The organism is Amycolatopsis iheyensis, from assembly GCF_024703995.1.
Lineage (GTDB): Bacteria > Actinomycetota > Actinomycetes > Mycobacteriales > Pseudonocardiaceae > Amycolatopsis > Amycolatopsis iheyensis.
Genome location: NZ_JAMXQV010000013.1, coordinates 1 through 17,402, shown reverse-complemented (window position 1 = coordinate 17,402; position 17,402 = coordinate 1). Strand labels below are relative to the sequence as shown.

Genomic DNA, 17,402 nt, shown 5'->3' with positions numbered 1-17,402 from the left:
CGCGGGTGACCCGGTTCGATCAGCTCAAGCCCACGTTCTGGGACCGCGGCCCCGGCGAGCCGCTGTCCGCCCGCGAGTTCGCGCACGCCGGCCGTGAGCTGGGCGTCCGGCTGCCGATCGAGCTGGGCGAGCTGCTGGGCCTGCGCAACGGCGGCACGGTGGCCGGTGCTTTCGACGCCTTCCCGACGAGCAAGCCGACGTCGTACAGCGACACCCACGTGCCGTTCGACCAGCTGCTCGGCGTGGGCGGGCGGTTGTCGATCCTGGATTCGCCGTACCTGAGCACCGAGTGGGACCTGCCTCGCCGGCTGGTCGTGTTGTCCGGCGACGGGCACACCTGGGTCGCACTGGACTACCGGCGATCTTCGGAGCCATCCGTGGGGTGGTTCGACGTGGAGCTGGAGTCGGAACTGGCGCTGGCGCCGACGTTCCGGGCGTTCGTCGAGGGGCTGGTGCCGTCGGGGAGCTTTCCTGAGGAGTGAGTCAGACCGGGGTCTTCGCCGCCTCGAGGGCCAGCGCCGCCGCGCCCACGATCGCCGTGTCATCACCCAGGTGCGCGGTCCGGATCCGGGCCAGCGGCCGGTGCCGAGCCCCCGTGATCGCCCCGGCGTAGTGCTCCCGAGCCTCGTCCAGGAAAAGCGGCGCGGACTCCGAAACTCCCCCACCGATCACGATGATCTCCGGATCGAACACGTCCGCCACCAGCGCCAGGCCCTCACCCAGCCACTTGGCCAGCTCGGCCATCGCCAGCTGCGCGATCGGGTCACCATCACGGGCCGCGCCGGCCACCCGGCGGCCGGTCACCGAACCCGGATCCCCCGCCACCTGCGGGGCCAGCACCGTCGACCGCCCCGGGTGCCGCGCGAGCAGCTCCACCGCCGTCGCCGCCAACGCCGTTCCGCTGCAGTAACGCTCCCAGCACCCGTACTTGCCGCACGGACACGGCCGGCCGCCGCGGACCACCGTCAGGTGCCCCAGCTCGGGCGCCACACCGTACGCACCGCGGAACAGCTTGCCGTCCAGCAGGAGTCCGGCGCCGATGCCCGTGCCCAGCGCCACCAGCGCCGCCACGTGGGCACCCCGAGCCGCGCCGAAGCGGTGCTCGCCCACCATCGCCGCGTTGACGTCGTGCTCCAGCAGCACCGACAGGCCGACGCGCTTCTCGATCCGGTCGGCGACCGGCGCGCCACGCCACGCCAGGTGCGGCGCGAACATCACCGACCGGCGGTCGCGGGCCACGAACCCGGCCACGGCCAGGCCCACCCCGGCCACTTCGTGCCGGTTGCGCAGGTCCTCGATGACGCCCGCGATGGCGTCCTCGAGGGCGCCCTCTTCACTCGGCGTCGCGACGCGTGCCGTGTCGAGCAGGGAGCCGCGCTCGTCGACCACGCCGGCCCGGACGCTCGTCCCGCCGACGTCCACCCCTATCGTCCGCACTCAGTTCTCCCACTCGTCGCGCCTGCGGACGGCGATGTGCTGCACCCGGACCGACACCGAGGCGTCCGCCGGGGGCCGCGGCGCGGGCCGGAACCCGGGCATGTGCACGCCCTCGTCCGGTTCCCAGCGGTCCGCGAGCACCGCTCGGAGCAACGCCACGAGCTGGGCCAGCTGTTCCAGCAAGCGGGCCGCGAACTGTGTCGATGCGCTCTCGGCGGGAAAGATTGCCTCGAGCGGTGGACGCTCACCACGCACCACGGCGACGATCGCACACAGCGGGCACCACCCGCACGCCGAACCGTCGGGTTTCGCCTGGTCAGGGTCCCCGTGGCCGGCGGCCACGACACCCTCCAGCCACGGCGCCGCCTTCTCGACGACCATCTCCACGAGCAGGCGGATCTCCTCCGCGAGCCGCGGCCCGGCCGCCTCGTCCTCTTCGCTCACCCGCGTCCCCGGTTCCCGGCCAGGCTCACGACCAGGCCGTCGGCGTCGGATTCCGCACCGGTGATCCGGCACGGCCGCAGCGACTCCGGCAGGGCGATGAGCCTGCGGAAGCCGTCCACGGTGATCGCCAGGTCGTCGTCGACGCGGGCGAGGTCGACCTCGGCGTCCCGCGAGAGCGGGATCGCGATGCGCAGCGTGTACCCGTCCGGCGCCGGCCGCACGCGCAGCAGCGGCGTGACGGGCGTCCCGTCGCCGGCCAGCGGGTCGCGGTCGCGGTAGAGCTCAGTGGCGATCTCCAGCAGCGCGGGCAGCCCGACCGGCTCGACGGCCCGGTGCTCGACGCGCGACACCGCCTCGAACCCGGCTTTCGAGAGCTCCGCCAGCACGGCGTCCTGCTGCGTGCGGCGGGTGCGCAGCCACGACGCCGCGCCACCGCGCCAGAACCCGGGCGCGGGCATCAGCCGGTTGGCGATCAGGCCGTCGACGGCGATCCCGCGCAGGGCCAGGGAGCTGAGCGTGCGCCGCGCCTCGGCGACGACCACCCGCTCGGGCGTCAGGACCAGCCGGACGGTGGTCACCGACGGTTCGGTGAGCAGTGCGCGCAGGCCGTCGAGGTGGGTGCCGAGCCGGCGCACGGAGTCGGTGACGCGGCGGCCGAACACCCGGGCCAGGTATCCCGAGACGGCCTCGGGCAGGGCGAGCAGCCGCAGCGTCTCGGCGGTCGGGCCGCAGTCGACGACGATGGTCTCCCACGGCCCTTCTTCGGCTAGCCGGCGGACTTCGGTGAGCGCGAGCAGCTCGTCGACACCGGGCAGCACGGTCAGCTCTTCGGCGTCCAGGGTGTCGAGCCCCGCGCCGGACAGCGCGGTCTGCAGCTCGGCCCGCAGGCGGTGCCACGTGGTGTCCACCAGCGTCCGCGAGTCGATCTGCACCGCCGACAGCAGAGCGTCCACTTCGGACGGTTCGGCGCCGAGGCTGTGCCCGAAGGCGTCGCCGAGCGAGTGCGCCGGGTCGGTGGAGACGACGAGGGTCTTCCTGCCGCGGGCGGCCAGGGCGGCGCCGGTGGCCGCGGCCAGCGTGGTCTTCCCGACACCCCCCTTGCCGGTGAACAGCAGGATCCGCACGCGGCTACCCCTCGGCCCGCTTCTTGAGCTCCTTCAACGCGGTGTCCATGACCATCTTCTCGGCCTTGCGGCGCAGCAGCCCGATCATCGGCAGCGCCAGCTCGACCGACAGCGTGTACGTCACGCGGGTGCGGCCGCCGAGGTCCTCCAGCGCGTACCGGCCGTTCTGGGCCTTCTGCATCTGGCCCTTGACCAGGTGCCAGCTCACGCCGAGGCCGTCGCCGTCCCAGTCGTACTCGAGCGTGTAGACGTCCTTGATCGGGCCCGCGTCGAGGGTGAGCTTGACCTGCTTGGCCCGCCCGTCACCGTCGGTGTCGAGGACCTCGGTCTGCCGGACGGCCTTGGCCCATTCCGGGTACGCGGGGAAGTCGGCGATCACGGCCATCACCCGGCTGGGCTCGGCGTCGACCTCGATGGACTGTGTGGACTGCTCGGCCATGGGACGAAGCGTAGCCGCCGCGGTCGGTCACCAGCGCAGCACGTAGGGCTGCCCGGTCTCCTTGAAGTGACCGACGTTACGGCACTCGGTCAGCCCGACCCGGGCACGGGCCGCCAGGGGCTGGTGGACGTGGCCGAACACCGCCCAGCGCGGCCGCTGGGCGCGGATGAGGTCGAGCAGCGCCGTCGACCCGATCTCGCCGCGGCGCGCGACGACGTCGTAGACCAGCTCCGGCAGCGCCGGCGGGCCGTGCGTGCAGAGGACGTCGACCTCGGTGAGCGCGGCCACACTGGCGTCGTAGTCCTCGCGATCCCGCAGGTAGGGACGCCAGGCGGCGCCCTTGCGACGACGCGGGACGACGCCGTCGGGCAGCAGCGCGCCGCCGACGAACCCGAACCGCAGGCCGCCGATCTCGGCCACCTCGCCGTCGAGGACCTGGATGCCCTCGCCGACGAACTCGGGCCACAGCGCCGGGGTGTCGACGTTGCCCGGGGTGGCGTAGGTGGGCGCGGTCATCGCCGCGAACAGGGCCGCGTACTGGGTGCGGATGGCCTCGTCGACGGCTGCGGCCGGGTCTTCGAGGCTCGCCCAGAGCGTCCGCGAGAAGGCAACGGTTTCGTCACGGGTGCCCTCGCGGCGCAGCCGGGCGAACTCGCCGACCTTCTCGGCGCCGAACAGGGCGCCCATGATGCCCTTCTCGTGGTCGCGGTAGTCGACGAAGTCGATCAGGTCGCCGAGCACCACCAGGGCGTCGGCCCCGTCTCCGGCGCGCTTGAGCGCGTCGACATTGCCGTGCACGTCCGAGACGACGTGTACCCGCACCCCTGGTCCCCCTTCTAGCTTTCGAAGCGCGGAGGCACTCCGGGCTCGCGCCCGTCCTCCAGGATCTCCTTCAGCCCGAGCGCGATCTCCTTGGCCGCGCGGGCCCGCCGGTCGAACTCCCGGCGCAGGTCGCGTGGCGCCAGCTCCCGGGGCGTCCCGGCCGCGTCGGCGGGGGTCGCCCGCAGGAAGTAGTGCAGCAGGGTGCCGTCGAGGACCGGCTCGAGCCAGACCTCCATCGTACCGACGAGCGCGCCGCGCACGGTCCAGCGCAGGCCCTTGTCGCCGCGGTCGGTGTAGACCTCGAGCACCAGGTCGGGCCAGTAGCGCCGCCAGGACGCCGGCTCGGCGAACACCGCGGCCACGGTGGCCGGGGATGTGGCGAGGAACGTCTCGTCGACGATGTCGAGTGAGGGTGGCGCGTTCACGTGCGAAGAATGTCACGCCCTCGCCGTGCGACGGCGATCAGCATGGTCTTAAGGTGCTCACCACGCTAAGTTGACTGGCGGGTAACAGCGGTGTCGCCTGCCGCACGCGTTGAACACGGAGGTCCACGTGCGCGAATACAGCGCTCCCGCCGGGAAGCCGGTGGCCGACGACGAGAACATGTCCGACGTCGTCTGGGCGAACGCCGAGCGGTTCTCCGACGTGGTGAGCTTCCGCCGCCAGGTCGAGGGCAGCTGGCTGGACGTCACCGCGAAGGAGTTCGCCGCCCAGGTGCTCGCCGTGGCCAAGGGCATGGCGAAGGCCGGGATCGGCCGCGGCGACCGCGTCGCGATCATGTCGAAGACCCGCTACGAGTGGACGCTGATCGACTTCGCGATCTGGGCCGCGGGCGCGGTGACGGTGCCGATCTACGACACCTCGTCCCCCGAACAGGTGCACTGGATCCTCTCCGACTCGGCCGCGAAGGGCGTGTTCGTCGAGACCAACGGCCACGCCGCGGCGGTCGAGGAGATCCGAGACCGGCTCACCGAGCTGGACCACACGTGGCAGATCGAGGGTGACTCCCCCGCCGTCGAGGAGCTGGCCGCGATCGGCGCTTCGCTGTCCGACGACGAGCTGCACGAGCGCCGCCGCGAGGTCAGCGCCGACGAGCTCGCCACGATCGTCTACACCTCGGGCACCACCGGCCGCCCCAAGGGCGTCGAGCTGACCCACCGCAACCTCCTGGCGGAGATCCGCGCCGACATCGAGGCGTTCCCGCAGCTGATGGAGCAGGGCAACTCGCTGCTGTGCTTCCTGCCGCTGGCGCACGTGCTGGCCCGCGCGATCGCCGTCACGGCGCTGACCGCCCGCGTCACCCTCGGGCACACCCCGGACGTCAAGAACCTGGTCGCCGACCTGGGCACCTTCCGGCCGACGTTCGTGGTCGCCGTGCCGCGCGTGTTCGAGAAGGTCTACAACTCGGCGAAGCAGAAGGCCCACGGCGACGGCAAGGGCAAGATCTTCGACGCCGCCGAGGCGGTCGCGGTCGAGTACAGCCAGGCGCAGGACAACGGCGGCGCCGGGTTCGGCCTGAAGGCCAAGCACCTGGTGTTCGACAAGCTCGTCTACGGCAAGCTGCGCGCGGCCCTCGGCGGCCGCTGCGTCGCGGCGGTGTCCGGCGGCGCGCCGCTGGGCGCCCGGCTGGCGCACTTCTTCCGCGGCATCGGCGTCCCGGTGTTCGAGGGCTACGGCCTCACCGAGACGTCCGCGGCGGCGAACGTCAACACCCAGACGGCGTTCCGCGTCGGCACGGTCGGCAAGCCGGTCAACGGCACGTCGGTCCGCATCGCCGACGACGGCGAGGTGATGCTCAAGGGCGACGTCGTGTTCCGGGCGTACTACAACAACCCCCAGGCGACGGCCGAGGCGCTGACCGACGGCTGGTTCCACACGGGCGACCTGGGCGAGCTGGACTCCGACGGGTTCCTGAAGATCACCGGCCGCAAGAAGGAGATCATCGTGACGGCGGGCGGCAAGAACGTCGCCCCGTCCGGCCTCGAGGACACCATCAAGGCGGCCCCGCTGGTCAGCCAGGCGATGGTGGTCGGCGACCAGCGCCCGTTCATCGCGGCGCTGGTGACGGTGGACGAGGAGTACTTCCCGGCGTGGAAGTCCCAGCACGGCAAGCCCGCGGCCGCCACGGTGGCGGAGCTGGCTTCGGACGCCGACCTGCTCGCCGAGATCCAGGCCGCGGTCGACGAGGCGAACAAGATGGTGTCCAAGGCCGAGGCGATCAAGAAGTTCACCGTGCTGGCCAACGACTTCACCGAGGCCGGCGGGGAGATCACGCCGAGCCTGAAGCTCAAGCGCAACGTGGTCACCAAGAACTACGCCAACGACATCGAGGGGCTGTACAAGAAGTAGGTCAGCCGAGCCGCTGGGCCGCGATGAAGTCGCGGTACCAGCGGTAACTCGCCCGCGGCGTCCGCGCCTGCGTCGCGTAGTCCACGTGGATCAGCCCGAACCGGTGCTTGTACCCGTGCGCCCATTCGAAGTTGTCCAGCAGTGACCAGCAGAAGTAACCGCGCAGGTCGACGCCCGCCATCGCCGCCGTTCGCGCCGCCTCGATGTGCTCGCTCAGGAACGTGATGCGCTCGTAGTCCGCGAAGTCGCTTCGGTCCGGGTAGACACAGCCGTTCTCGGTGACGTATAGCGGAGGCAGCGCCGGGTAGCGGTTGTGCAGGCCCACCAGCGCTTCGGTGAGGCCCTCCGGCTCGACCGGCCAGCCCATCCCCGTGCGCGGGACGTCCGGCAGCCGCGAAGTGTCCACGCCGATGTCGGCCACGGTCCGCAGCGCCGGCTCCGGCTCGCGGTGCGGTGCGTCGGCGACGTGCACGCGGTAGTAGTAGTTCACGCCCAGGTAGTCGAGCGGGACGCCGATCGTCTCCAGGTCGCCGTCGCGGCGGAACGCGAACTCCGAGACGCCGTCGAACATCGCCGCCAGGCCCGGCGCGTACCGGCCGCCGAACAGCGGGTCGGTGAACTGCCGGCGCAGCAGTGTGTCCTGCCGCGCGGCCGCCGCGGCGTCGGCGGCCGAGTCGGTCACCGGCACCGCCGGCGACTGGTTGAGCACGATCCCGAACTGGTGCTGCGGGGTCGCCCGCGCCCGCATCGCCTGGACGGCCAGGCCGTGCCCGAGCAGCAGGTGGTGCGCGGCGGCCAGCGCGCCGTCGCCCTCCTTCGCGCCCGGCGCGTGCCGGCCTTCGCCGTAACCCGCGACCGCGCACGGGTACGGCTCGTTCAGCGTCGTCCAGTGGTCGACGACGTCGCCGAGGCGCTCGTGCACCAGCGCGGCGTACTCGGCGAACCGCGCCGCCGTGTCGCGGGACCGCCAGCCGCCGTTGTCCTCCAGGGCCTGGGGCAGGTCCCAGTGGTAGAGCGTCAGGAACGGCTCGATCCCCCGCTCCCGCAGCCCCTCGACGAGCCGCCGGTAGAAGTCGAGGCCGCGCGGCTCGGCCCGGCCGCTGCCGGACGGCTGGATCCGCGGCCACGACACCGAAAACCGGTAGGAGTCGACGCCGAGGTCGCCCAGCAGGCCGAGGTCGGCGGGCCAGCGGTGGTAGTGGTCGGCGGCGGGCTCGCCGGTGTCGCCCCCGGCGACCGCGCCGGGGACCGCGGCGAAGGTGTCCCAAATGGACGGTCCGCGGCCGTCGGTGGTCGTCGCGCCCTCGATCTGGAACGCCGAGGTGGCGACACCCCAGCGGAAACCGGGTGGGAAGCTGGCAGTCACGGTGCTCTCCGGGAGGTCAGCCCTTGAGCGCGCCCTGCATGATGCCGCCGACGATCTGGCGGCCGAACAGCAGGAACACGAGCAGGACGGGGACGGTGCCGATGGTGGCGGCGGTGAGGACGAGCGTGTAGTCGGTGGTGTAGCCACTGGCCAAGGTGGACAGTGCGGTTTGGACGGTCGGGTTCTCCGGCACCAGCACGACCAGCGGCCAGAAGAAGTCGTTCCACGCCTGCATGAACGTGAACAGGCCGAGCACCGCCGCGGCCGGCCGGGCCGCGGGCAGCGCGACGTGCCAGAACAGCCGCAGCGAGCCGCAGCCGTCCATCCGGCCGGCTTCCAGCAGCTCCAGCGGCAGCGCGCGGTCGAAGTACTGGCGCATGAAGAACACGCCGAACGCGGTGACCAGGCCGGGCACGATCACCGCCTGCAGCTGCCCGGCCCACCCGAAGTCGGCCATCATCATGTAGAGCGGCACGACCCCCAGCTCGGTCGGGATCGCCTGCGTGGCGACCACGAGCAGCAACAGGAACGTCCGGCCGCGGAAGCGCATCTTGGCGAAGGCGAACCCGGCCAGCGTCGAGAACAGCACCACCGAAACGGTGATCGTGCCCGCGACGATCAGCGAGTTCCCGAGCGCCAGCGCGAAGTCCGTCTCGTCGAAGACGCGCGCGATGTTCTCGAACAGGTGCCCGCCGGGCACGAGCACCGGCGGCACGCTGCCGACCGCTTCCGTCGTCTGCGAGGAGACGACGAACGACCAGTACACGGGGAACGCCGAGCCGGCCAGGACCGCGATCAGCGCGGCGTAGGTCCACGGGCTCGTGGCCCGCCGGACCAGCCGCCGCGCCCGGCCGGGCGGGCTCGGCGCCGCGGCGGGCGCCGAGGTCAGCACGGTGGTCATGTCCGCTCCTCAGTCCGTTTGGATGCGCCGGGTCACCAGGTACGACAGACCCGCGACGAGCATCGTGGCCACGGCCAGGATCAGCGCGATCGCCGAGCTGTAGCCGAAGTCGTACTTGGTGAAGCCCTGTTCGTAGAGGTAGAGCGCGGCGGTCTGGAACTGGCGGTCCGAGCCGCCGGTGGCCGCCGCGGTGCCGGGGTTGAACAGCAGCGGCTCGGCGAGCAGCCGCATGTTCCCGGTCGTCGCGATCACCGTGGAGAAGATGATCTGCGGCCGCAGCAGCGGCACGGTGATCCGCCAGAACTGCTGCCACCCCTTCGCGCCGTCGAGCGTGGCGGCCTCGTACATCGTCGAGGGGATCGCCTGCATCGACGCCAGGAAGATCAGCGCGTGGTACCCGGTCCAGCGCCACACCACCATCGCCGCGATGGCGGTGTGCGAGCTTGCCGTGCCGGCCTGCCAATCGACGTGGCCGCCGCCGAACCAGCTCAGCACCCAGTTCACCAGGCCGAAGTCCCGGCCGAACAGCTGCGCGAAGATGATCGTCACCGCCGCCACCGAGGTGATGTTCGGCAGGATCATCCCCATCCGGAACAGCGTCCGGCCGCGCAGCCGGCGGTTGAGCAGGTGCGCGACGCCCAGCGCGAACAGGATCTGCGGGATCGTGGTCAGCAGCCACAGGCTGACCGTGTTCCCCATCGAGTTCCAGAAGTACGGGTCGTGGAACAGCAGCTGCTCGTAGTTGCCGAAGCCGATGAACTTCGCGTTCTCGGCGTCGATCAGGTTGCGCTTCTGCAGCGACACCCAGGCGGTGTAGAGCAGCGGGAACAGCCCGAAGACGCCGAAGATCAGGAAGTACGGGCTGATGAAGCCGAACGGTGACAGCTTGACGTCCCACTTGTGCCGCCGGTCGGCGAAGGTCAAACTCATCAGCTCTGCAGCTTCGCGACGTCACCGACCAGCTGCTGCCACGCCGCCGCGCCGTCCTGCTTGCCCTGTTCGACGCGCTGCATCGCGTTGCCGAACTCCGTCTGGACGTCACCGGCCTTGGGGCCCTGGTACTGCGGGTTCAGCTTCTTCGCGGCGTCGGTGAAGAGCTTGCCGACCGGCGCGTTGTTGAAGAACGGGTTGGTGTAGCCGGTGATCTTCGGGTCGTCGTAGAGCGACGGCGTCGACGGCAGCAGGCCCTGGCTGGTGAACACCTTCGCCTGCTGCTCGGGCGCGGTCAGCCAGGCGGCGAGCTCGGCGGCTTCCTTGGTGTGCTTGCCCTGCTTGGGCACGGTCAGGTACGAGCCGCCCCAGTTGCCGCCCCCGCCGGGCACGGCCGCGACGTCCCACTTGCCCGCGGTGTCGGGCGCCTGGTCCTTGATCTTGGTCATCATCCAGGCGGGGCAGGTGACGGTGGCGAACTGGCTCTGGGTGAAGCCGGTGTTCCAGGTCGGCGTGCTGTAGAGCAGGCCGGCGCTCAGGTTGGCCTTGACGGCGTCGACGACCTGGTTCCAGCCGGTGCGCAGCGCCGGGTTGCTGTCGACGACGAGCTTGTCGCTCTGGTCGTAGTAGCCGACCGGGGCCTGGCCGAAGATCGCGTTGAGCACGGTCGGGCCGCCGTCCATGAACTTGACGCCGTTCGGGGCCTTGGCCTGGAAGCGCTTGCCGGCGTCGAAGAACGCCTGCCAGGTCGGCCAGAGCGCGGAGACGGCGTCGCGGTCGGCGGGCAGCCCGGCGGCCTGGAACAGGTCGCGGCGGTAGCAGATGGCCAGGCCGCCGACGTCGGTGCCGTAGCCGATCTGCTGGCCGCCCTTGCCCAGCGAGGCCGACCACTTCCAGCCCAGCCAGCGGTCCTTGAGCTTGTCGCCGCCGACGGTGTTGAGGTCGACGAACTTGTCCGGCGTCGCCTTGAACTGGGCGACGTAGCCGGTGTCGATGGCTTCGATGTCCGCGGCGCCACCGCCGGTGGCCAGGTGCGCGGCGAGGTTCTTGTGGTGGTCGGAGTAGGACGCGGTCCGCTCGTTGATCTCGATGCCGGGGTGCGCGGCCTGGTACTCCTTGATCAGGTCGGTGTAGCCGAAGTTGCCGAAGAGGCCGAGGCTCAGCTTGACCTTGCCGCCGCCGGCGTCACTGCTCCCGCAGGCGCTCAAGACGGTGACAGCGGCACAGACGAGCGCCAGGACGAGGCGCGGTGTCGTTTTCGGGCGCATGAGATCTCCGTTGTTCTACGGGCCGGTCGGAAAACGCGGGACCTATGAGAGCGCTCCCAGCCACCATTCGTCAAGTAACGAATACATAACACGACCTGGCATTTACGCAGCCAGAGATCATGTGCTACAGATGTAACCGGTTACAGGATCGGAGGTCGGCCATGGTCACGGCTCGCGAGGTCGCGCAGCTCTGCGGGGTCTCGGTCGCCACCGTGTCGCGGGTGTTCAACCGGCCCGCCACGGTCAGCGCGACGACCCGCGAACGCGTCGAGCGGGTGGCCCGCGAACTCGACTTCTCCCCCAACGAGTCCGCGCGGGCGCTCTCGCGGCAGCAGTCGACGATGGTCGGGCTGGTCTGGGACACCGACCACCGGCGGCCCGGCTGGCGGCACCCGTTCCTGCAGGACCTGTTGCTGGGCCTCAAGTCCGCGCTCAGCTCGCACGGCTACCACCTGCTGCTGCTCGCCACGAGCGACGACGCGCGCCACCGCAACCCGGGCGTGTCGCTGGCCGACCCGGTCGCCTACGTCGGCATGACCCGGCGCCACCATCTGGCCGGGCTCGTGCTGATCGACAGCGGGACCGACGCCGACGCGTTCACCACGTTCGCCCAGTCCGGGCTGCCGTGCGTCGCGCTGGACGTGGCCTTGTCCGGCCCGCGGGCGACCTACGTGACCTCGGACAACGCCGCCGGCGCCGCCGAAGCCGTCCGGCACCTGGCGGGGCTGGGCCACGCCCGGATCGCGACGATCACCGGCCCGCGCGGCAACGCCCCGGCGGCCGCCCGCACCGACGGCTACCTGCGCGGGCTGGCCGAAGCGGGCCTGCCGGCCCGCGACGACTACGTGGTCACCGGCGACTTCTACCGCGAGAGCGGGTTCGTCGGGATGCGGCGGCTGCTGGCGCGCAAGGACCCGCCGACGGCGGTGTTCGCGGCCAGCGACGAGATGGCGGTCGGCGCGCTGCTGGCGGCCCGCGCGGCCGGGCTGCGGGTGCCGGCCGACCTGGCGGTGGTCGGCTTCGACGACATCGAGGTGGCGTCCCTGGTCGACCCCGCGCTGACCACGGTGGCGCAGGACAAGCCGGGCTTCGGCACGGCGGCGGCGGGCGCGCTGCTGGCGATGATCGAGCACGCGACGGCGCCGGAACCGGTGCGGCTGCCGACGAAACTGGTGGTCCGCGACTCGTGCGGCGCTACCGCGCGGTGATCTTCGCGTCCCAGTCGATGTGGTGCGCGTAGACCCAGCCCGGCTTCTCGCCGACGTCCTGACCCGAACTCGACGCGACCAGCTTCTCGACGCGCTCGCGCCGAAGTCCTTCGTACGCCGCGAAAGCCGATGCCCGGTCCGGCAGGTCGCGCAGGCACTGCGCGAGCACGACGCTGTCCTCGATCGCCATCGACGCACCCTGCGCGTCGGCCGGGGCCGCGGCGTGCGCGGCGTCGCCGACGAGCACCATTTCCGGCGTCGACCAGAGCCGCGTCCGCGGGACGTCGTAGGAGTGGCCGCCGAACACCTCGTCACCGGTCGCCGCGATGATGTCCGCGCAGGGCAACGGTTCCCCGGCGAACGCCGCCTGCGCGAACTCGCGCCACCCTGCGGGGGTCACCGCCGCGATCGCCTCGCGGGAGCGCTCGGCGTCGGGGATGCGGGCGAACCAGAACGTCGCGCCGTCCGGGGCGGTCGTGAACCCGAAGGCCGCTTTGCTGCCGCGGACCATGCGGTAGATCCCGGCCGCCGGCGGCAGCCCCGTCGCACGCGTGTACCCCCAGACGATGGTCTGTCCGGTGTAGCGCGGTGCGTCGGCGTCCGGGTCGATCAGCTTCCGGACCATCGAGTGCAACCCGTCCGCGCCGACCACCACGTCACCTGTTTCGGTGGTGCCGTCGGCGAATTCGGCCGCGATGCCGGTACCGTCCGGCTTCGCGCCGACCAGACGCCGGCCGCGTTCGATCGGGACGCCCCGGCGCGTGGCTTCGACCTGCAGGACGCGGTAGAGCGCCGCGCGGGTCATCGTGCGTGGCCCGTCGGTGCCGAACTCGCGCCGCCCCACGGTTTCCCCGTTCGCGGCAACCAGCTCGACGCCGTGGGCGGCAAACGAACTGTCGATCACCGGACCGTCGGCGCCGATCGCGCGCAGGGCGTCCATGCCGTTGTGCATGATCGTGAGGAACGCGCCGATGTCGTCCCCGCCGGCCGGGTAGGCCTCGAAGACGACCGGGTCGTGCCCGGCCCGCTTCAACGCCATCGCCGTGACCGTGCCGGAGATCCCGCCACCCGCGACCAGTACTCGCACCGTGCTCCCCCCAGAAGACTCCACCGTGAACTCCGCGTGCCGCCGAGCACGACGTTACCGTGACGGCGGCACGCGGCGCTCACTCCTTGGCGCCACTGGCGGCGATGTCGCCGTTGAGGCCGCGGGGGAAGAAGCCGCCCGAGTTCACCTTGTCCGGGTTGAGGTAGGCGATGTTGAGCACGCGGTCGGCCGAGCGCCCGAACGCGATGCCGTTGGCGTCCGCGGGGACGAGGTTCGCCTTGCCGTCCTTGAGCACGCCTTCGTCGTCGTCGGCCTTGCCGTCGAGGCTGTCGCGGGCGTCGGAGATCTTGTTCGTGACGTCGCCGAGGCCGCGTTCGAACAGCTGCCCACGCACGATGCCCGCGTGGTAGGCCTCGACCGCGAGGATGCCCGCCGCCGCGTCGAGGAACGTCTTGTTGTTGACCAGCGGCGCGGCGCCCTTGTAGGCGGACACGCCGACGTCCTCGAACAGGAACGCGGCGAGCAGGAAGTTGTTCTCGCTGGCGAACGGGTCGAAGGTCTGGCCCTGCTTGATCAGCCCCGCGGCCTGCATGGCGGCGGTGAAGCTGTTCTGGAAGTCGATCTCGGGCTGCGCGACGGCGGCTTTGTCGAGCGCCTTGCGCAGGAAGGTCACGTGGGCGACCTCGTCACCGGCGATCTCCTGGACGATCTGCTTGGTGTGCTCGCTCTTGAACTTCACGGCGTGCCCGCCGGAGACCTTGCCGAGGTTGCCGACGCCGTTGACGTACTTCTCGTTCAGCCCGTAGCCGTAGACGGCGAAGGAGTACAGGTTCGCCTCGAGGTACTCCAGGTTGAGGGCGAAGTTCAGCACCGCGGCGTCGCTGGCGGCGGCGTCCTGCGCGTTCTGCTGCGGGTACTGCGAAGTCGCGCCCGCCGAGCCGAGGCCCAGCGACAGCGCGGTGCCGAGCGCACCGGCGCCCGCGACGCCGAGCCCCGCCGCTCCCGCAGCCTTGAGGAAGCGGCGGCGGTCGGTCGCGTTCTCCGCGCTGCGCTCGATGAGCTGCTCTGTGTAGCGTTTTCCGAACACCGGGGGACGTCCTCTCGTGACGAGTTCGTCCACCTCACCCAACGGTGATACGTACCTGGACGGCCCCCGGCTCGGTCAAATCGGGAAAAAGTTCTTCCCGATTCTGTTCGTGCAGGTCAGGCGCGTTCGGCGGCGGCCAGCCGGACGCACACCGCGAGCGCGCGGACGGCCTCCTCGACGACGTCGAGCGTCGGGAAGGTCGGCGCGATCCGGATCACGGCGTCGTCCGGGTCGCTGCCGTGCGGGTGGGTCGCCCCGGCGGGGGTCAGCGCGACCCCGGCCTCCTTGGCCAGGCGCACGACCTCCTTCGCGGTGCCCTTGGGCACGGTCAGCGACACGAAGTACCCGCCGGTCGGCTTGGTCCAGGTCGCCAGGCCGGAGTCGCCCAGCTCCTCGGTGAGGATGCGGTCGACGGCCGCGAACTTCGGCCCGATGATCTCGGCGTGCTTGCGCATGTGGGCGCGGACGCCGTCCTCGTCCTTCAGGAAGAGGGCGTGACGCAGCTGGTTGACCTTGTCGGGGCCGATGGTGCGCTTGCCGATGTTGCCGACCCACCAGGCGAGGTTGGCCTCGGAGGCGCCGAAGAAGCCGACGCCGGCGCCGGCGTAGGTGATCTTGGAGGTGGAGCCGAAGACGAACACGCGGTCGCCGTTCCCGGCCTCGGTGGCGAGGGCGAGGACGTCGGCCAGGGCCGGCTCGTCTTCGGTCAGGTGGTGCACGGCGTAGGCGTTGTCCCAGAAGATCCGGAAGTCGGGCGCCGCGGTGCGCATGGTGGCGAGCCGCCGGACAACGTCGTCACTGAACGTGACGCCGGTGGGGTTGCTGTACTTGGGGACGCACCAGATGCCCTTGATGGCAGAGTCTTCGGCGACCAGCGTCTCGACGGCGTCCATGTCCGGCCCCTGGGCGGTCATCGGGACCGGGACGAGCTCGATGCCGAAGCGCTCGGTGAGGGCGAAGTGCCGGTCGTAGCCCGGAACGGGCGCGAGGAACTTGAGGGTGGGCTCGTCGGCCCAGCGACGCTCGGCCCCGGGCAACTTGGAGAGCAGCGCCTGGACAACGGCGTCGTGCATCAGCTCGAGGCTGGAGTTGCCGGCGGCGAGCAGCTGCCCGGCCGGGACCTGCAGCGCGCCCGCGAAGATGCGGCGCAGCTCGGGCAGGCCCTTGAGGCCGCCGTAGTTGCGGACGTCGGTGCCGTCCTCGGCCTTGAAGGCGCCATCGCCGGGGAGGTCGAGCAGGCCGTTCGCGAGGTCGAGCTGCTCCGGGGAGGGCTTGCCGCGGGTGATGTCGAGGGAGAGGCCGCGGTCGACCAGGGCCGCGTAGTCGCGGCGGGCGGAGTCGACGTCGACGGAAGCAGTGGTCATGGCGTCAACGCTAACCCCGGCGTCGATACCATTTCGGGCCGGGTCCTGGCTAGGGTGGTTGGTGTGCACCTGGTAGTCCACGCCGACCAGCGACAGTTCTCTTTGCGCGACTCGGGTTCCCGGCTGAACGGAAGCGACTGGACGGCCCTGGCCGTGGAATCTCACCGGATCGGGCCAGAGCCGGGCGGGATAGCGGTGGCCACGGCACGTTCGGACCTGGTCGAGTCGTCGGTGACACTGCTCCCGGCGGCACCCGGGTTGATTTTGGACGCGGAACACGTGGTGGAAGCAGATCTTCCGGTTCCCAGCGGGAAGATCGTGATTTCCGGGCCCGCGGACTATCCGTCGCAGGAAAAGTTCTTTTCGGTGTTGCCGGGGTTGTACCGGGCGCGGGTTTCGTATGTGCCGGCTGGGCCGCCTTCGGTCGACTGGAACGACCACGAGTACGGGGAGCATTACCGGTACGTGGTGGAGCTGTGGCCGGTCGCGGCTTCGGCCGGGGTCGAGGTGCTGCGGCAGGGTGCTTCTGTTTGGGATGGGTAGGCCGCTTCGGGTTCGGCGGGGCGCGTTTCGGCTGGTTTGGGCAGTGATCGGCCGCGCCTGAGATGGCTGCCTGGCCGCGGTCATGGCCGGTCCAACGGGGCCTGGTGTGGTGGCTGGTGGACATTGAAGTTGGTTGCCGGTGCGGGTGGGCGCCGAGATGGGGTGTGGCCCGGTGCGGTGGCTGGCGGGCGCTGGGGTTGAGTGGGCGCTGGTTTGGTGGCGTGGCCCGGTGCGGTGGTTGGTGGGCGCTGGGGTTGGGTGGGCGCTGGTTTGGTGGCGTGGCCCGGTGCGGTGGTTGGGGGGCGCTGGGGTTGGGTGGGCGCTGGTTTGGTGGCGTGGCCCGGTGCGGTGGTTGGTGGGCGCTGGGGTTGGGTGGGCGCTGGTTTGGTGGCGTGGCCCGGTGTGGTGGTTGGGTTAGGTGCCGGGGTGGCGTTCTTGCGAGTGAGCGGTGGTGCGATCTTGCGATGGACGTGGGCGGGCTGCGTGTGTTGATTTGAGCGCGTGGGTGTAGGCCCGTAGCCGGTTGGCTGCGGGCCTGTCCCGTGTTCGGTTGTCAGGCTGCGGTGGGTATGGGTTGGTGGAGGTTGTTGCGCCGGGGTTGCCGGCGCTTGTCCAACCAGACCGGCGGTAGGAACTCTGGAAGCCCATCGGCCGCGATGCGGACTTCCCAGCCGGAGCGGTGCAGGAGCCGGTGGTGGTGAGCGCACATCAACGCCAGATTGTTCAGGTCGGTGGGGCCGCCGTCGGCCCAGTGCCGGATGTGGTGACCCTGGCAATGCCGTGGTGGGCGGTGGCAGCCGGGGAAGGCGCAGCCGCGGTCACGCAGGTAGAGGGCGTTGCGGAGGTTGGTGGGGATCAGGCGACGGGCGCGGCCCAGGTCCAGCGGGGCGCTGGCGCTGTCCAGGACGGCGGGGATGAGTTTGCAGTCGCAGGCGTGGATCCGGGCTTCGGCCGCGCTCATCGTGCCGGTGTCACCCAGCAGGGCGGTGCCGAGGCCGGAGGTCAGGTTCTGCAGGGGGATGGTGACCATGACGTGGGCTCGTTCGCCGGCTTGGGTGGGCAGGTCGGGGGT

18 protein-coding genes are annotated in these 17,402 nt (G+C 71.1%); 4 read left to right on the top strand and 14 right to left on the bottom strand.

Annotated features, from left to right (window positions below; translation table 11 throughout):
* Positions 1 to 5 precede the first annotated feature (5 nt).
* Positions 6 to 482 carry an SMI1/KNR4 family protein gene (locus M8542_RS23930; RefSeq protein ID WP_257922464.1) on the top strand — a complete coding sequence of 159 codons (477 nt, stop codon included), beginning with the start codon at positions 6 to 8 and terminating at the stop codon, positions 480 to 482.
* 1 nt (position 483) lies between these two features.
* Here the strand turns inward: M8542_RS23930 and M8542_RS23925 are convergent, their stop codons facing one another.
* The 6 genes from M8542_RS23925 to M8542_RS23900 are packed head-to-tail and all read right to left on the bottom strand — an operon-like array spanning position 484 to position 4,691.
* A complete protein-coding gene (locus M8542_RS23925) occupies positions 484 to 1,422 on the bottom strand; it encodes an ROK family protein (RefSeq protein ID WP_257922707.1) in 939 nt (312 codons plus the stop codon).
* Positions 1,423 to 1,437: 15 nt separating this feature from the next.
* The gene (locus M8542_RS23920) at positions 1,438 to 1,881 is read right to left on the bottom strand and encodes a hypothetical protein (RefSeq protein WP_257922463.1); all 444 of its coding nucleotides are present in this window, start codon (positions 1,879 to 1,881) and stop codon (positions 1,438 to 1,440) included.
* A complete protein-coding gene (locus M8542_RS23915) occupies positions 1,878 to 3,005 on the bottom strand; it encodes an ArsA family ATPase (protein ID WP_257922462.1) in 1,128 nt (375 codons plus the stop codon). The genes M8542_RS23920 and M8542_RS23915 overlap by 4 nt, the downstream gene beginning before the upstream one ends.
* Before the next feature lie 4 nt (positions 3,006 to 3,009).
* Entirely contained in the window at positions 3,010 to 3,444 is a 435-nt protein-coding gene (locus tag M8542_RS23910; RefSeq protein ID WP_086678751.1) for an SRPBCC family protein, read from the bottom strand.
* A gap of 27 nt (positions 3,445 to 3,471) precedes the next feature.
* Positions 3,472 to 4,266 (bottom strand): metallophosphoesterase family protein, encoded by a 795-nt coding sequence (locus M8542_RS23905; protein ID WP_257922461.1) that lies wholly within the window; start codon positions 4,264 to 4,266, stop codon positions 3,472 to 3,474.
* Between the two features lie 14 nt (positions 4,267 to 4,280).
* On the bottom strand, positions 4,281 to 4,691 hold the full coding sequence (locus M8542_RS23900; RefSeq protein WP_257922460.1) for a polyketide cyclase / dehydrase and lipid transport: 411 nt from the start codon (positions 4,689 to 4,691) through the stop codon (positions 4,281 to 4,283).
* A 127-nt stretch (positions 4,692 to 4,818) separates the two neighbouring features.
* Between M8542_RS23900 and M8542_RS23895 the strand changes: the two genes are divergently transcribed.
* Positions 4,819 to 6,615 carry an AMP-dependent synthetase/ligase gene (locus M8542_RS23895; RefSeq protein WP_257922459.1) on the top strand — a complete coding sequence of 599 codons (1,797 nt, stop codon included), beginning with the start codon at positions 4,819 to 4,821 and terminating at the stop codon, positions 6,613 to 6,615.
* A 1-nt stretch (position 6,616) separates the two neighbouring features.
* Here the strand turns inward: M8542_RS23895 and M8542_RS23890 are convergent, their stop codons facing one another.
* The 4 genes from M8542_RS23890 to M8542_RS23875 are packed head-to-tail and all read right to left on the bottom strand — an operon-like array spanning position 6,617 to position 11,080.
* A complete protein-coding gene (locus M8542_RS23890; RefSeq protein WP_257922458.1) occupies positions 6,617 to 7,981 on the bottom strand; it encodes a GH1 family beta-glucosidase in 1,365 nt (454 codons plus the stop codon).
* A gap of 16 nt (positions 7,982 to 7,997) precedes the next feature.
* Positions 7,998 to 8,882 (bottom strand): carbohydrate ABC transporter permease, encoded by an 885-nt coding sequence (locus M8542_RS23885; protein ID WP_257922457.1) that lies wholly within the window; start codon positions 8,880 to 8,882, stop codon positions 7,998 to 8,000.
* A 9-nt stretch (positions 8,883 to 8,891) separates the two neighbouring features.
* Positions 8,892 to 9,812 carry a carbohydrate ABC transporter permease gene (locus M8542_RS23880; RefSeq protein WP_257922456.1) on the bottom strand — a complete coding sequence of 307 codons (921 nt, stop codon included), beginning with the start codon at positions 9,810 to 9,812 and terminating at the stop codon, positions 8,892 to 8,894.
* Complete coding sequence (locus tag M8542_RS23875; protein ID WP_257922455.1) at positions 9,812 to 11,080, bottom strand: ABC transporter substrate-binding protein; 1,269 nt, start codon at positions 11,078 to 11,080, stop codon at positions 9,812 to 9,814. Before M8542_RS23875 ends, M8542_RS23880 begins: the two co-directional genes overlap by 1 nt.
* 161 nt (positions 11,081 to 11,241) lie before the next feature.
* Between M8542_RS23875 and M8542_RS23870 the strand changes: the two genes are divergently transcribed.
* The gene (locus tag M8542_RS23870; RefSeq protein WP_257922454.1) at positions 11,242 to 12,288 is read left to right on the top strand and encodes a LacI family DNA-binding transcriptional regulator; all 1,047 of its coding nucleotides are present in this window, start codon (positions 11,242 to 11,244) and stop codon (positions 12,286 to 12,288) included.
* On the opposite strand, the gene M8542_RS23865 is transcribed toward M8542_RS23870, so the two are convergent.
* The 3 genes from M8542_RS23865 to M8542_RS23855 form a co-directional block, all read right to left on the bottom strand.
* Positions 12,275 to 13,375 carry an FAD-dependent monooxygenase gene (locus M8542_RS23865; RefSeq protein ID WP_257922453.1) on the bottom strand — a complete coding sequence of 367 codons (1,101 nt, stop codon included), beginning with the start codon at positions 13,373 to 13,375 and terminating at the stop codon, positions 12,275 to 12,277. The genes M8542_RS23870 and M8542_RS23865 overlap by 14 nt on opposite strands.
* A gap of 79 nt (positions 13,376 to 13,454) precedes the next feature.
* Positions 13,455 to 14,423, bottom strand: a complete 969-nt coding sequence (locus M8542_RS23860; RefSeq protein WP_257922452.1) for a ferritin-like domain-containing protein — start codon at positions 14,421 to 14,423, stop codon at positions 13,455 to 13,457.
* 116 nt (positions 14,424 to 14,539) lie between these two features.
* Positions 14,540 to 15,787, bottom strand: a complete 1,248-nt coding sequence (locus M8542_RS23855) for an aspartate aminotransferase type Ic (protein ID WP_257922451.1) — start codon at positions 15,785 to 15,787, stop codon at positions 14,540 to 14,542.
* Between the two features lie 63 nt (positions 15,788 to 15,850).
* Between M8542_RS23855 and M8542_RS23850 the strand changes: the two genes are divergently transcribed.
* Positions 15,851 to 16,330, top strand: a complete 480-nt coding sequence (locus M8542_RS23850; protein WP_257922450.1) for a hypothetical protein — start codon at positions 15,851 to 15,853, stop codon at positions 16,328 to 16,330.
* Positions 16,331 to 16,883: 553 nt separating this feature from the next.
* Here the strand turns inward: M8542_RS23850 and M8542_RS23845 are convergent.
* On the bottom strand, positions 16,884 to 17,402 hold a 519-nt coding region (locus M8542_RS23845), incomplete at its 5' end, for an HNH endonuclease signature motif containing protein (RefSeq protein WP_257922449.1).